General features: G+C 43.1%; 14 protein-coding genes. 7 read left to right on the forward strand and 7 right to left on the reverse strand.

Translation table 11 applies throughout. The features are described 5' to 3' along the window. From ftsQ to lpxC, 4 genes are all read left to right on the forward strand, one after another. On the forward strand, positions 1 to 807 hold the full coding sequence (ftsQ, locus tag PTE_RS02055) for a cell division protein FtsQ (RefSeq protein ID WP_036842751.1): 807 nt from the start codon (positions 1 to 3) through the stop codon (positions 805 to 807). 39 nt (positions 808 to 846) lie between these two features. After that, on the forward strand, positions 847 to 2,103 hold the full coding sequence (gene ftsA, locus PTE_RS02060) for a cell division protein FtsA (protein WP_012777290.1): 1,257 nt from the start codon (positions 847 to 849) through the stop codon (positions 2,101 to 2,103). Between the two features lie 64 nt (positions 2,104 to 2,167). Continuing rightward, positions 2,168 to 3,328 carry a cell division protein FtsZ gene (gene ftsZ / locus PTE_RS02065; protein ID WP_036842753.1) on the forward strand — a complete coding sequence of 387 codons (1,161 nt, stop codon included), beginning with the start codon at positions 2,168 to 2,170 and terminating at the stop codon, positions 3,326 to 3,328. A 98-nt stretch (positions 3,329 to 3,426) separates the two neighbouring features. After that, on the forward strand, positions 3,427 to 4,344 hold the full coding sequence (gene lpxC, locus PTE_RS02070; RefSeq protein ID WP_036843470.1) for a UDP-3-O-acyl-N-acetylglucosamine deacetylase: 918 nt from the start codon (positions 3,427 to 3,429) through the stop codon (positions 4,342 to 4,344). A 90-nt stretch (positions 4,345 to 4,434) separates the two neighbouring features. Here lpxC and PTE_RS02075 read toward each other — a convergent pair whose 3' ends face one another. Further along, positions 4,435 to 4,959, reverse strand: coding sequence for a DUF721 domain-containing protein (locus PTE_RS02075; protein WP_036842754.1), 525 nt, complete (start codon positions 4,957 to 4,959; stop codon positions 4,435 to 4,437). A gap of 32 nt (positions 4,960 to 4,991) precedes the next feature. Here PTE_RS02075 and secM point away from each other — a divergent pair, with 32 nt between their 5' ends. The 3 genes from secM (at position 4,992) to mutT (ending at position 8,820) form a co-directional block, all read left to right on the forward strand. After that, positions 4,992 to 5,516, forward strand: coding sequence for a secA translation cis-regulator SecM (gene secM / locus PTE_RS02080; RefSeq protein ID WP_036842756.1), 525 nt, complete (start codon positions 4,992 to 4,994; stop codon positions 5,514 to 5,516). Positions 5,517 to 5,598: 82 nt separating this feature from the next. Continuing rightward, complete coding sequence (gene secA, locus PTE_RS02085; protein WP_036842759.1) at positions 5,599 to 8,310, forward strand: preprotein translocase subunit SecA; 2,712 nt, start codon at positions 5,599 to 5,601, stop codon at positions 8,308 to 8,310. Positions 8,311 to 8,427: 117 nt separating this feature from the next. Continuing rightward, positions 8,428 to 8,820, forward strand: a complete 393-nt coding sequence (gene mutT, locus PTE_RS02090) for an 8-oxo-dGTP diphosphatase MutT (RefSeq protein ID WP_036842761.1) — start codon at positions 8,428 to 8,430, stop codon at positions 8,818 to 8,820. Between the two features lie 38 nt (positions 8,821 to 8,858). On the opposite strand, the gene yacG is transcribed toward mutT, so the two are convergent. The 6 genes from yacG to ppdD form a co-directional block, all read right to left on the reverse strand. Further along, positions 8,859 to 9,056: a DNA gyrase inhibitor YacG gene (gene yacG, locus PTE_RS02095; RefSeq protein ID WP_036842764.1), complete on the reverse strand. Its 198-nt coding sequence runs from the start codon at positions 9,054 to 9,056 to the stop codon at positions 8,859 to 8,861. 30 nt (positions 9,057 to 9,086) lie between these two features. Then, a complete protein-coding gene (gene zapD / locus PTE_RS02100; RefSeq protein ID WP_036842767.1) occupies positions 9,087 to 9,839 on the reverse strand; it encodes a cell division protein ZapD in 753 nt (250 codons plus the stop codon). Continuing rightward, positions 9,832 to 10,455, reverse strand: a complete 624-nt coding sequence (coaE, locus tag PTE_RS02105) for a dephospho-CoA kinase (protein WP_036842769.1) — start codon at positions 10,453 to 10,455, stop codon at positions 9,832 to 9,834. Before coaE ends, zapD begins: the two co-directional genes overlap by 8 nt. A 92-nt stretch (positions 10,456 to 10,547) precedes the next feature. Then, positions 10,548 to 11,747, reverse strand: coding sequence for a protein transport protein HofC (gene hofC, locus PTE_RS02110; RefSeq protein WP_036842772.1), 1,200 nt, complete (start codon positions 11,745 to 11,747; stop codon positions 10,548 to 10,550). Then, the gene (gene gspE, locus PTE_RS02115) at positions 11,747 to 13,192 is read right to left on the reverse strand and encodes a type II secretion system protein GspE (protein WP_036842775.1); all 1,446 of its coding nucleotides are present in this window, start codon (positions 13,190 to 13,192) and stop codon (positions 11,747 to 11,749) included. Before gspE ends, hofC begins: the two co-directional genes overlap by 1 nt. Before the next feature lie 41 nt (positions 13,193 to 13,233). Then, the gene (gene ppdD, locus PTE_RS02120) at positions 13,234 to 13,659 is read right to left on the reverse strand and encodes a prepilin peptidase-dependent pilin (protein WP_036842778.1); all 426 of its coding nucleotides are present in this window, start codon (positions 13,657 to 13,659) and stop codon (positions 13,234 to 13,236) included. Between the last annotated feature and the right edge of the window lie 103 nt (positions 13,660 to 13,762).

A 13,762-nucleotide genomic window follows, 5' to 3' on the forward strand; every position in this document is an offset into this window, starting at 1 on the left:
ATGTCTCAAGCGGCCCTGAAAGTAAGGGAACGGGATAACGAAAATAACAGTTCCCGCCCCAGTAATGGCTCTTATTTGGCAGGGCTTATTTTCTTCCTGATGGTTCTTGGGACCATTGTTTGGGGGGGCTGGGCAGTCCTGAACTGGATGAAAGATGCTAATAGATTGCCTATTTCAAAACTAGTGGTAACGGGTGAGCGTCACTACACTACCAATGATGCTATCCGGCAGGCAATTTTGTCATTAGGGCAACCGGGAACTTTCATGACGCAGGATGTGAATATTATTCAGCAACATATTGAACGGATGCCGTGGATCAGACAAGTCACTGTTCGTAAACAGTGGCCTGATGAACTGAGAATTCATCTGGTAGAATATGTTCCTTATGCGCGTTGGAATGACTCACAGATGCTGGATGCAGAAGGGCTGGTATTCAGTATACCGGCTGAATGGGAAGCTAAAAGTAGTTTTCCGATGCTTTATGGTCCACAAGGCAGCGAGAAAGAGGTACTGGATGGCTATCGGGCTATGGCTAAACTTCTTGCTGCCAATAAATTGAAACTGAAAGTGGCGGCAATGACTGCACGTCGCTCTTGGCAACTGACACTGGATAATGATATCCGGCTGAAGTTGGGAAGAATGGATACAACAGGCCGTATTAAACGTTTTATCGAGCTTTATCCGCTGCTACAGCAGAACACAGAGAAAAGAGTAGATTATGTGGATTTGCGTTATGACAGTGGTGCGGCGGTAGGTTGGGCACCTTTACTAATTGATGCTCCTAATGCCCGGGTCAATGGGCAATAAACAGTTACTGGCAATAATATAGAGGCAGGCAGAACAACAATGATCAAATCGACGGACAGAAAATTAGTAGTTGGCCTTGAGATTGGCACAGCAAAGGTATCTGCCCTTGTTGGTGAAATTCTGCCCGATGGTATGGTTAATATTATCGGGGTGGGAAGCTGTCCATCCCGCGGTATGGATAAAGGCGGTGTAAACGACCTGGAATCGGTTGTTAAATGTGTACAGCGGGCTATCGATCAGGCTGAATTAATGGCGGATTGCCAAATTTCTTCTGTTTATCTGGCGTTATCTGGAAAACATATCAGTTGTCAGAATGAAATCGGGATGGTTCCTATTTCTGAAGAGGAAGTCACCCAGGAAGATGTAGACAATGTTGTTCACACTGCCAAATCCGTTCGTGTACGTGATGAATACCGGATTCTGCATGTTATTCCTCAAGAATATGCGATCGATTATCAGGAAGGCATTAAAAATCCGGTGGGACTTTCCGGCGTGCGTATGCAGGCGAAAGTTCACTTGATTACCTGCCATAATGATATGGCGAAAAATATTGCAAAAGCCGTTGAACGCTGTGGTTTAAAAGTCGACCAGCTTATTTTTTCCGGGCTGGCTGCCAGCTATGCTGTGTTGACTGAAGACGAGCGTGAACTGGGTGTTTGTGTGGTAGATATTGGCGGCGGGACGATGGATATTGCAGTGTATACCGGCGGAGCACTGCGTCATACCAAAGTCATCCCTTATGCAGGTAACGTCGTCACCAGCGATATTGCTTATGCCTTTGGTACTCCACCAAGTGATGCAGAAACGATAAAAGTACGCCACGGTTGTGCGCTAGGTTCGTTGGTTAGCAAAGATGAAAGTGTGGAGGTACCAAGTGTTGGTGGGCGCCCACCACGTAGCTTACAGCGCCAGACACTGGCTGAGGTCATTGAGCCGCGTTACATCGAATTACTGAATTTAGTGAATGATGAAATCCTGCGATTGCAGGAACAGTTACGCCAGCAGGGTGTTAAACACCATCTGGCGGCGGGTATTGTCCTGACCGGTGGTGGTGCTCAGATTGATGGTTTGGCTGAATGTGCCCAGCGTGTATTCCACGCTCAGGTGCGTATTGGTCAACCTCTTAATATTACTGGTCTGACGGACTATGCGCAGGAACCCTATTATTCAACAGCGGTGGGGTTGCTGCATTACGGAAAAGCCTCTCACCTTAATGGTGATGCGGATATTGAAAAACATGCTTCAGTGAGTCGCTGGTTTAAAAAAGTCAGTAGCTGGCTGAAAAAAGAGTTTTAATTTTATACAGAGACTGCATCTGTTTTTTTGGTCTCGATATAAAGGCATAAAGCGGAGAGAAACTATGTTTGAACCAATAGAATTAACCAATGATGCGGTGATTAAGGTCATCGGTGTCGGCGGTGGCGGCGGTAACGCTGTTGAGCACATGGTGCGTGAGCGCATCGAAGGTGTTGAATTCTTTGCAGTAAATACGGATGCTCAGGCATTGCGTAAAACTGCTGTCGGCCAGACTATCCAGATTGGTAATGGTATTACTAAAGGTCTGGGGGCTGGTGCAAACCCGGAAGTTGGTCGTACTGCTGCGCAAGAGGATCGTGATGCATTGCGCACTGCTCTTGATGGTGCGGATATGGTATTTATCGCTGCGGGTATGGGCGGTGGCACTGGCACTGGTGCAGCACCTGTGGTAGCTGAAATCGCAAAAGAGCTTGGGATTTTGACGGTTGCCGTCGTTACCAAACCTTTCAATTTTGAAGGTAAGAAACGTATGGCATTTGCTGAGCAAGGGATCACTGAACTATCCAAACATGTGGATTCATTGATTACCATTCCTAATGACAAACTGCTGAAAGTTCTTGGCCGCGGTATTTCACTACTGGATGCTTTCGGGGCAGCGAATGACGTCTTGAAAGGAGCGGTTCAGGGTATTGCTGAACTGATCACACGTCCAGGTCTGATGAACGTTGACTTTGCTGACGTGCGTACCGTGATGTCTGAAATGGGCTACGCGATGATGGGGTCGGGTATTGCGCAGGGTGAAGACCGTGCGGAAGAAGCTGCTGAAATGGCGATTTCCAGCCCACTGCTGGAAGATATCGACTTGTCAGGTGCTCGTGGTGTTCTGGTTAACATTACGGCTGGCTTTGATCTGCGTTTGGATGAGTTCGAAACTGTGGGTAACACTATTCGGGCATTTGCATCGGATAATGCAACCGTCGTTATCGGTACCTCTCTGGATCCAGACATGAATGATGAATTGCGTGTGACTGTGGTTGCTACGGGTATTGGTATGGATAAGCGCCCTGAAATTACGCTGGTTACCAATAAAGCATCTCAGTCAAGCGTAATGGAACACCGTCATCAGCAAATATCTGGCGGTATGTCTTCGCTGTCAGAAGAAAATAAACCCGCTGCAAAAGTGGTGAATGACCAAAGCGCACAAACTAGCAAGGAACCCGATTATTTGGATATTCCTGCATTTTTGCGTAAACAGGCCGATTAATAGCTAAAAAATTGGATTCTCCGCTTTTTGTGCTAAACTCCCCCGCCAGCCATAGTGTATAGTGGTTGGCAGGATGGATAACATTGCGAGATAAAATGATGATCAAACAAAGGACACTTAAACGTATTGTTCAGGCGACTGGCGTCGGTTTGCACACCGGTAAGAAAGTCACGCTGACAATGCGCCCAGCACCGGCTAACACCGGGGTCATCTATCGCCGCACTGACTTGAATCCACCGGTTGATTTTCCGGCAGATGCAAAATCCGTGCGTGATACTATGCTCTGTACTTGTCTGGTAAATGAGTATGACGTGCGAATCTCAACGGTCGAGCACCTGAATGCAGCGCTTGCAGGGCTGGGTATTGATAATATTATTATCGAAGTTGACGCGCCAGAAATTCCTATTATGGATGGCAGTGCCAGCCCGTTTGTTTTCCTGCTGTTGGATGCGGGTATTGAAGAGCTGAATACATCTAAAAAATTCCTGCGCATTAAAGAAGCTGTGCGTGTGCAAGAGGGCGATAAGTGGGCAGAGATGACACCTTATAATGGTTTCAGTCTGGATTTCACTATTGACTTTAATCACCCTGCGATTGATTCAAGTTCTCAGCGTTACTGTCTGGATTTTTCAGCGGAAGCGTTTGTTCGCAAAATCAGTCGTGCGCGTACTTTCGGCTTTATGCGTGATATTGAGTACTTACAATCTAAAGGCTTATGTTTAGGTGGCAGCTTTGATTGTGCGATTGTTGTTGATGACTACCGCGTACTTAATGAAGATGGCTTGCGTTTTGAAGACGAATTTGTCCGCCATAAAATGCTGGATGCAATTGGTGATCTGTTTATGTGTGGCTATAACATCATTGGCGCATTTACTGCGTTCAAATCTGGTCACGCGCTGAACAATAAACTGCTCCAGGCAGTTTTGGCGCAAGAAAGTGCATGGGAACTGATCACTTTTGAAGATGAAGCTGAAATGCCGCTGGCTTTTCGTGCTCCATCAACTGTAATGGCATAACGCTTAGTGTGCCAGAGGATAACTCAATGATGCATCTCAGTGGGTTATGCTATCAGTGATTTGGTTCTCGCTGATGTTCTTTACTCAGCGTTAGTATTTCTTCTTAGCTGTGCTGGCACTCTCTCCGGCCAGTGCAGCTAATCGCTCTAATCTTTCCTTCAGCTTCTTAGGACTACGATTCGCTAATATAATGAGTTCCTTAGCGCTTTCCTGACTTAACTGACGTATCGGTAAGGTTTTGTGATTGTCACTCGTTGTTTTTGCGAAGCTCTGCGCACTATTGTTATGCTTAATCATTAGTGATGGATTAATCCTAATGTCGATGGAAGACAATGATGGTAGAATTTCGCTTCTTAACGCAGAGAGTAACGTTGGCAGCTCGTAACGTAGTCTGGTCATCCAACTGGCGTTTCCTGCTTCCAGTACCAGAATTTGTTTGCGATAATTGGCGACCCGGCACCACTGATGTAATTGTGCGGGAAGTAGGCTGGTAACGGCTCGGTTAAGTTTTAACAACGCGATAGCACGTTGCTGGATAACATGTAGCGGGTTTTTCTCAACGGCAGCGGCGTCTTCAAAAAGAACATCTAATGATTGTGGGCGGCTATCGCGCATAATAAAAATAGCTCCGATATGATGAAGGATTAATGGGTATTCTAAATCTTTGGCGACAATTTGGCAGAGGTTATTTCTGGTCACATCTGTTATTAGGGGTGGTTGCGGCAAGTATTGGCGTTCCTTCCATGTTCTCGGGTGTTACGGATAATATTCCGCAAACTAATACGTCACCCAGCCAGAGTTGGCAAAATCAGGCTCTATCGGCTTTTGATAACCTGTTCTCATTGCAAAATGTTCAACGTCAGCCTGCCAATGGTGTTAATTACTGGCAACAACATGCTGTACGCAATGTTATCCGGCAGCTTTCTTTTGCTTTTTCTGTTTCCCAGCCTATGAGCAATGAAACAGCAAAACAAAGTACCCGGTTAAGCTCTTCCTGTATTCAGCAGCTTGTGCTGGAAACGCTGAATGCATTGTTAATTAGGGAACCTGAGCCACCTGAGCCGGTTTCAGATATACAGTTTCTGACTGTTACACCACAATCTTCTCATACCCTGGTGTTTTGGATTGCCAAAGCTCAAGGTATTCGTGCAGGCCCTGCTGCTTACCTCTGAATCTTCGTTTTTTTATAAATTTCGAAATAAATAACTATTTGCTGGCTGCGAGATAGCAGCCTTATCTGAGATGTAACTAACTATGCTGATTAAATTATTAACTAAGGTTTTTGGTAGTCGTAATGATCGTACACTGCGTCGCATGCGTAAAGTTGTTGATGTCATCAACCGCATGGAACCCGAATTTGAAAAATTGTCTGATGAAGAGTTGAAGGGTAAAACAGTCGAATTCCGTACTCGTTTGGAAAAAGGTGAATTGCTGGAGAATTTGTTACCTGAAGCATTTGCAACAGTACGCGAAGCGAGTAAACGTGTATTTGCTATGCGTCATTTTGACGTTCAATTACTGGGTGGTATGGTTCTGAATGAGCGTTGTATTGCTGAGATGCGTACTGGTGAAGGTAAAACACTCACAGCGACTTTGCCTGCTTATTTGAATGCACTAACTGGACGTGGTGTTCACGTAGTCACCGTGAATGATTATCTGGCACAGCGTGACGCTGAAAATAACCGTCCATTGTTTGAATTTCTGGGGTTGAGTGTGGGCATCAACCTGCCAGGTATGCCTGCACCCGCTAAACGCGAAGCATATGCGGCGGATATTACCTACGGCACTAACAATGAATATGGCTTTGACTATCTTCGTGACAACATGGCATTTAGCCCGGAAGAGCGTGTTCAGCGTAAACTGCATTATGCGCTGGTGGATGAGGTTGACTCCATTCTGATTGACGAAGCGCGTACCCCATTGATTATTTCTGGCCCGGCTGAAGACAGCTCTGAACTTTATATCAAGGTCAATAAGCTGATCCCCAAACTGATTCGTCAGGAAAAAGAAGATTCAGAGACTTTCCAAGGAGAAGGCCACTTTTCTGTTGATGAGAAGTCCCGTCAGGTTAACTTGACAGAACGCGGTCTGGTTTTGGTTGAGCAATTGTTGGTGGAAGCGAAATTGATGGAAGAAGGTGAATCTCTGTATTCACCCACTAACATCATGTTGATGCACCATGTTACTGCTGCCCTGCGCGCCCATGCTCTGTTTACCCGTGATGTTGACTACATTGTGAAAGAGGGTGAAGTCATTATTGTCGATGAACATACTGGCCGTACTATGCAGGGGCGTCGCTGGTCTGATGGGTTGCATCAGGCTGTCGAAGCTAAAGAAGGTGTAGAAATTCAGAATGAAAACCAAACTCTGGCTTCGATTACTTTCCAAAACTACTTCCGTCTGTATGAAAAACTGGCCGGTATGACCGGTACGGCTGATACAGAAGCATTTGAGTTCAGCTCCATTTATAAGCTCGATACCATTGTGGTGCCGACAAACCGCCCAATGATCCGCAGTGATTTGCCGGATCTGGTTTATATGACCGAAGCTGAAAAAATTGAAGCTATCATTGAAGATATCCGCGAACGTACCAGTAAGGGGCAGCCAGTATTGGTGGGAACGATTTCTATTGAAAAATCTGAACTGGTTGCCCGTGAGCTGACGAAAGCCGGTATTGAGCACAACGTACTTAACGCTAAATTCCACGCAATGGAAGCGGATATTATTGCTCAGGCGGGTCAGGCGAGTGCGGTAACTATTGCGACTAACATGGCTGGTCGTGGTACAGATATTGTGCTGGGTGGTAGCTGGCAGGCTGAAATTGCTAAATTGCCGGAACCAACAGACGCTCAGATTGAAGAGATTAAAACTGCATGGCAGGAGCGCCATGATATCGTTCTGGCTGCGGGTGGTTTGCACATCATTGGTACCGAGCGTCATGAGTCCCGTCGTATCGATAATCAGTTACGTGGGCGTTCTGGTCGTCAGGGAGATGCCGGCTCATCTCGTTTCTATTTGTCAATGGAAGATTCACTGATGCGTATTTTTGCATCTGATCGTGTCACTGGCATGATGCGTAAACTGGGTATGAAACCCGGTGAGGCGATTGAGCATCCGTGGGTAACCAAAGCTATCGCCAATGCTCAACGTAAAGTAGAAAGCCGTAACTTCGATATACGCAAACAATTGCTGGAATACGATGATGTTGCTAACGATCAGCGTCGTGCTATTTATGCTCAACGTAACGATTTGCTGGATGTCAGTGATGTTAGTGAAACTATTAGCAGTATTCGTGAAGATGTATTTAAAGCAACTATTGATGCTTATATTCCGCCTCAATCTTTGGAAGAGATGTGGGATGTAGAAGGCTTGCAGCAGCGTTTAATGGCTGATTTTGATTTGGAGCTACCGATCAAAGAGTGGTTGGATAAAGAGCCTGATCTACACGAAGAAACTTTACGTGAGCGTATCCTTGAACAGGCTGTTGAAATCTATAAACGTAAAGAAGAGATTGTCAGTACTGAAATGATGCGTAACTTCGAGAAAGGTATCATGTTGCAGACGCTGGATATGTTGTGGAAAGAGCATCTGGCAGCAATGGATTACCTGCGTCAAGGTATCCATCTGCGTGGCTATGCTCAGAAAGATCCAAAACAAGAATATAAGCGTGAATCTTTCGCTATGTTTGCAAACATGCTGGAGTCGCTGAAATATGAAGTGATTAGCACATTGAGTAAAGTTCAGGTGAGATTGCCGGAAGAGGTAGAGGCTCTGGAGCAACAACGTCGTGCGGAAGCTGAACGTTTGGCAGGACAACAGCAATTAAGCCACGAAGTTGAAAAAGGTGCATTAATGTCTAAAACAGAAGCTCAGATTGCCAGTGGTGCTCGTAAAGTGGGTCGTAATGATCCTTGTCCTTGTGAGTCGGGTAAAAAGTATAAACATTGCCACGGGCGCTTGCAGTAATGATGAAAAGGCGGGAAACCGCCTTTTTACTGTTAGCTTTAAGTGGGTAACTTTGGATGTGAACCTTGATTGTGGGTTGCTTAGTAACTGAAACGAAGAAATGAAGATGATAGTGATATGGAAAAGAAACACCTGTATATAGCCGCTGGGATAATTAGAAACTCACGACATGAAATTTTTATTACTCAGCGTCATGCTGATACTCATATGGGCGGTTTTTGGGAATTTCCTGGCGGGAAAGTCGAAAAAAAGGAAACATCTGAACAGGCTTTAGTGCGTGAGTTACAGGAAGAGGTTGGTATTACTGCTACTCATTATGAATTGGTAAAAACGGTTGAACATGATTTTCCTGACAGGCTGATTACCCTGTATTTCTTCTTGGTGGATGGATGGGAGAATGAACCTTTCGGCAAAGAAGGGCAACTTTCCCGGTGGGTATTACAGAAAGATTTAATTGCTGACGAATTCCCACCCGCTAATCGCAGCATTGTTGCATTACTGACTGCTTGAATTGCAAATAGCCGCATTATGATTAACGCGGCTATTTATTATTGTTCCGGTTGTTCACTCCAATCGTCACTATCGGAGTCTTCACTTTGGCTTGGTATCCGTTTCTCTTCATTTGCCCACTCGCCTAAATCAATTAACTGGCAGCGTTTACTACAAAATGGGCGGTATGGACTTACTTCTCCCCAAACTACATTTTTACCGCATATTGGGCACTCAATCATCAATAATTCAGACATAATCACTCTCCTGATAACTCGCTTGTCATGTTAGCAGCATGCTAGTTCAAATGGTAAATGAATGGGCACGGATCCTTGTTCACTATTCAATGGTAAAAAGCGGATAGCAAAGCGGGTTTTGTGACCGGAAATTTGAGGAAATAGTAAAGGTTTTAATGGTAAACGTAATCTCAGTAAATCTGCACCTTCTGCCGTATCCTGATGAAAACCGTTTTTACTGATCTCAGAACGGAAAATAGCAGATTGGCGAATGAGTTCTAAAATACTTTCTAGCGCTTGTTGGAGTGGTAGCAAGCTATCAATCCAGAAGGAAACCATTTTATCTCTTTCTGACTGTGGTAAGTGAAGCCATAAATGCAAGGTGGGTAGATCAAAACCACAACAGCCACTTGGAATACTGAGGCGCTGGCGCACCATACTGATAATTTTATCTTCTTTAAGGGATTGCCCGAGCCGTGGTGCTTTGCTTAATGCAGCAGCCCGATCTTTCAATTTTAATCTGAAACTATTGACGATATTAACATCAACATCAGGTATTTCAGCCCATTGTTTTAATTTTGCCTGTTGGCGTTCTAACTCTTTTAGCAATTCTGACCGTACTTCCCCCCGTTCCAGAACTTCAAGTAGTTCAGCAACCGTGCGGAAGAAGGCGAGGCTGCTTGCCAGTGAGTCTAAGTGGCGTTGGCTGGTGAGTTGGTGTAAGGAGGATTCAATTCGCAACCATGATCGCATTTTTTCGTTTAGTGGGTGTTCAAAAATGATTGTAGAAGTTGTGTCACTCATCATGATTATCCTGTCTGGCTGATTCAGCTAATCTTAAATATTGTTGATGTAGTTCGGCGACACGAGGAGCAATTGCCTGTACGTTATCATGATTTGAGATAACGTCATCGGCATAAGCCAGTCTTTCACTACGGGATGCTTGTGCGGCCAAAATATTTTCGACTTGTTGGTAGCTAATACCATCACGGGTAGCTACCCGGCTGATTTGTACTTCAGGTGAAACGTCAACGACAAGGATCCGATTTGCCAGATGCCCTGCATTATTTTCGACTAATAATGGAATAACCCAAATAACATAAGGTGCAATTATCTGTTCTAATTGCCGTCTGGTTTCTTGACGTATCAGAGGATGAAGGAGTTGATTAACCCACTGTTTTTCTTGTTTATTTGTGAAAATTTTCTGGCGCAACAGTGTCCGGTTAAGACTGCCGTCTGGCATCAATATGTCATGACCAAAGTGTTCTGTAATGGCTTGTAAAGCAGGTGTTCCAGGAGCAACGACTTCTCTGGCAATAATATCTGCATCAACAAGAGGAACACCGAGAGCGGCAAAAGCGTTGGCGATAGTGGTCTTACCGCTGCCAATCCCACCTGTGAGTGCAATAATATAAGTCATCCTATCCCTTCATATTACTTGATAGTATTTCGGGATTGTAACCGAAAAGGGGGCAGATGACCTAGAGGCAAAACTATAGAATCGCTTTTACTTCAAGTGAGTACCGTACCTAGCTGAAAAATAGGTAAATACATTGCGAGCAATAGTATACCGACAATAGCGGCTATTATGACTATAAGTATTGGTTCTAGTAACTGAGTCATATTATCAGAAATTTCCAATGCTTGTTGTTGGTACCAGTTGGCGAGATTTCCCAATAACAGTTCCAGATTACCAGATTCTTCTCCAACACTGACAAACTGTTGACACAGTGCAGGAAAACAAGATTGTTGCTTCAGTGTTTCACTCATTGGTATCCCTTGATTAATTTGGACTCGTAAGAATTTGGTCGCTTTTAAAAAGACTGGGTGATTTATTGATGCAATAGCACTGTCTAACCCTGCGGTGAGTGTCAGGCCGGCTTTTTGTGTCATAAACAAAATATGAAAAAGTTGCCCTAGTTGCTGACAACTAATTAAGTTCGCAATAACGGGTAAACGTAATATCAGATTTTTCTCACGGATAATCCATATCGTATGGCGTTGGCGTAATTGCAGGTAAAATAGGAATAGTGTTATTAACCCAATAGCGCTATAGACACCATATTGAATCAGCCAATTGGAAACCATTAGTAAAGTGCGGGTCAGCAGAGGAAGTTGTGCGTCAAATGAATGATAAATATGTTCAAATTCAGGTAAGACAAAAATCAGCATCAATAAAATAATGATGCTGGCAACAACAGTAATAATCAGAGGATAGCGTAGTGCTTTTGTTATTTTTTTCTGCAATGTGTCTTGTTGTTCCTGTTGTTTAACCAATAATTGGCAGCAGATTTCTAATTGCCCGGTTAGTTCTCCAACAGCAATGAGTTGGCAAAATAAAGGTGGAAAGAGAAATGGATAATTCTTTAATGAGGTGGAGAGTGATTCTCCGCGAGTAATTTTCTTACTAATATCTGACAATACACAATGCCATAATGGATTGTCACATTCACGAATAAGAATATTCAGGCAATTCAGTAATGGCATTCCTGATGATAATAGTGTTGACAATTGACGAATAAAATTCAGGCGGTAGGCAATCTGTTGTTGGTGGTAAAATATCCATTTATCACATTTTATATTATAAGGTTGCAATCCAGCATGGATAAGTTGCTGATATAAAGCTTTCCGGTTATCACATAGTGATTTACCTTTTGATATTTCGCCTTTATTGTTAACTGCTTGCCAATTATAAAGATAATGAATTTTCATTACGCTTCCTGCCCTATGACCTGGTAAATTTCTTCCAGTGTAGTAATCCCTTGTTCTACTAATAAAATACCGGATGAAAGTAAGGTGTCTTTTCTTTGCTCCATAATAATCTTTTGTACATTTTTTGGGTTATTTTCTGATAATACTTGTTGAATTTCATGTGTTATTTCCAAAAATTCATAAATAGCCGTTCGGCCATAGTAGCCAGAAAAACAATGTTCGCAACCGACGGCTAGCCATTGCCTGATAAATAAAGAATTATTTCCAATATTAATAATCGTTTCTTCTGTTTGTTGATTGCGGCAATGAAGACATAATTTTCTGACAAGCCGTTGGGCGATAATTAATTTGATACAAGACGCTGCCATATAACCTGAAATACCCAGATTCTGTAGGCGGGATAATGTATCTACAGTAGAATTAGTATGTAATGTAGAAAGCACTAAATGGCCTGTTTGTGCTGCTTTTACTGAGATTTCGGCTGTTTCGCTGTCACGAATTTCTCCTACCATGATAATATCTGGATCCTGTCGTAATAATGCCCGTAATACTTTGGCAAAATTGAGTTCAATTTTACTGTTCGTTTGTGTCTGATTAATGCCGTTAAGTGGGATTTCAACGGGATCCTCTACACTGCAAATGTTCTTTTTATTTTTATTTAGATATTGTAAGCAGCTATATAAGGTTACTGTTTTTCCACTGCCCGTTGGGCCGGTAACTAAAATCATTCCTTGTGGTAATGCTAGTTTTTGTCGGAGCTGATTTAATAATTGATCAGGAATACCTAATTGATCCAGAGACAGTTGCCGCATGGTATTTAATATCCTGAGCACAACTTTTTCTCCATGTATTGTTGGCAGGGTGGCCATACGGATAGCGTAGTTGTGCCGAGCGTCATACCAATCAAATTGTCCATCCTGAGGTAGTCGTTTTTCAGCAATATTCAATTTCGCCATTATTTTAAGACGTGCGGCAATACTTGCATTCATTTGAGGAGATGGAGGGGACAAGGGATGTAATGCGCCATCAACCCGGATACGAATCCGATAACCTTGCTGGAATGGTTCAAAATGAATATCAGATGCACGCCGTTGAATTGCAGTTAATAAAATTTGATTAATAAGTTGAATGATTGGTGCGTCATTATCATCTGCATTGATATCAGTTGTGGTGGGTAATAAAGATGCCTCCTCCTCGGGTAAATGGCTGAGTGAAACATTTTGGTGTAATATTGATTCAATTTTCGCTAGCGGCCAAATCTCTATATTAACGATACACCCGGAAATAAAGCGTAATGCTGCCAGTAAATCATCATTGGGTAATTCGCTGCTGGCAATTGTTATTGTATTATCATCTTTTTTTATAACAACAGATTGATGGCGCTGACAAATGTCATGAATTTCTCTTTCCATTAATATGGTTTCTGCTGCCGAAAGTGAGTTCATTGTTACTTCCTGTGTAAATAGATATTTATAAGGGTGATGAATTAGAATTTGAATACTTCCTGACAACGGTTCTTTAATGAACTATTTGGCGCTTCACATTTATTAATCCATCTGGTCGTACTTGTTTGTGTATTTTGTGTCGGATTCAAAATAACCCTGAGGTCTTTCAGGCTTTGCTGACCATTAATGGTGATTTCTCCATCTTTAACTGAAATGCTTCCGATATATCGGCTATTATGGTGACTGGGAATTGATACTGATCCTGAGTTGCAGCCTTTAAAATCTTCAGTTTCAAAACTGCAAAGTTCTATACCTGATTTATAAGGTACAATAGCTTGTAACATATCTGTTAAGGCTGCTTTCTGAATATATCCCTGATAACTGGGAATACCAATAGCACTTAAGATGGAAATTATGGCAATAGCAACCATAATTTCCATTAGAGTAAATCCTTGTTGTTGGTTCATCTTTTTCTCCGTGTTGTTGTATTGCGACATAAATAATGAAGGAAAGAGAAAAAAATAAAACAGGATATATAGAGGTTATGGAGTTAGCTCGAAAAAAGATTTT

This window comes from Photorhabdus khanii NC19 (assembly GCF_000517265.1).
In the GTDB taxonomy this organism is placed as follows: Bacteria; Pseudomonadota; Gammaproteobacteria; order Enterobacterales; family Enterobacteriaceae; genus Photorhabdus; species Photorhabdus khanii.

Bases quoted from the DNA above. Each gene is read 5' to 3' on its own strand.
- lpxC (WP_036843470.1), top strand. From the start codon at position 3,427: ATGATCAAACAAAGGACACTTAAACGTATTGTTCAGGCGACTGGCGTC.
- gspE (WP_036842775.1), bottom strand. From the start codon at position 13,192: ATGAACTCACTTTCGGCAGCAGAAACCATATTAATGGAAAGAGAAATT.
- mutT (WP_036842761.1), top strand. From the start codon at position 8,428: ATGGAAAAGAAACACCTGTATATAGCCGCTGGGATAATTAGAAACTCA.
- ftsQ (WP_036842751.1), top strand. From the start codon at position 1: ATGTCTCAAGCGGCCCTGAAAGTAAGGGAACGGGATAACGAAAATAAC.
- zapD (WP_036842767.1), bottom strand. From the start codon at position 9,839: ATGAGTGACACAACTTCTACAATCATTTTTGAACACCCACTAAACGAA.
- yacG (WP_036842764.1), bottom strand. From the start codon at position 9,056: ATGTCTGAATTATTGATGATTGAGTGCCCAATATGCGGTAAAAATGTA.
- ftsZ (WP_036842753.1), top strand. From the start codon at position 2,168: ATGTTTGAACCAATAGAATTAACCAATGATGCGGTGATTAAGGTCATC.
- ftsA (WP_012777290.1), top strand. From the start codon at position 847: ATGATCAAATCGACGGACAGAAAATTAGTAGTTGGCCTTGAGATTGGC.
- coaE (WP_036842769.1), bottom strand. From the start codon at position 10,455: ATGACTTATATTATTGCACTCACAGGTGGGATTGGCAGCGGTAAGACC.
- ppdD (WP_036842778.1), bottom strand. From the start codon at position 13,659: ATGAACCAACAACAAGGATTTACTCTAATGGAAATTATGGTTGCTATT.
- PTE_RS02075 (WP_036842754.1), bottom strand. From the start codon at position 4,959: ATGCGCGATAGCCGCCCACAATCATTAGATGTTCTTTTTGAAGACGCC.
- secA (WP_036842759.1), top strand. From the start codon at position 5,599: ATGCTGATTAAATTATTAACTAAGGTTTTTGGTAGTCGTAATGATCGT.
- hofC (WP_036842772.1), bottom strand. From the start codon at position 11,747: ATGAAAATTCATTATCTTTATAATTGGCAAGCAGTTAACAATAAAGGC.
- secM (WP_036842756.1), top strand. From the start codon at position 4,992: ATGGGTATTCTAAATCTTTGGCGACAATTTGGCAGAGGTTATTTCTGG.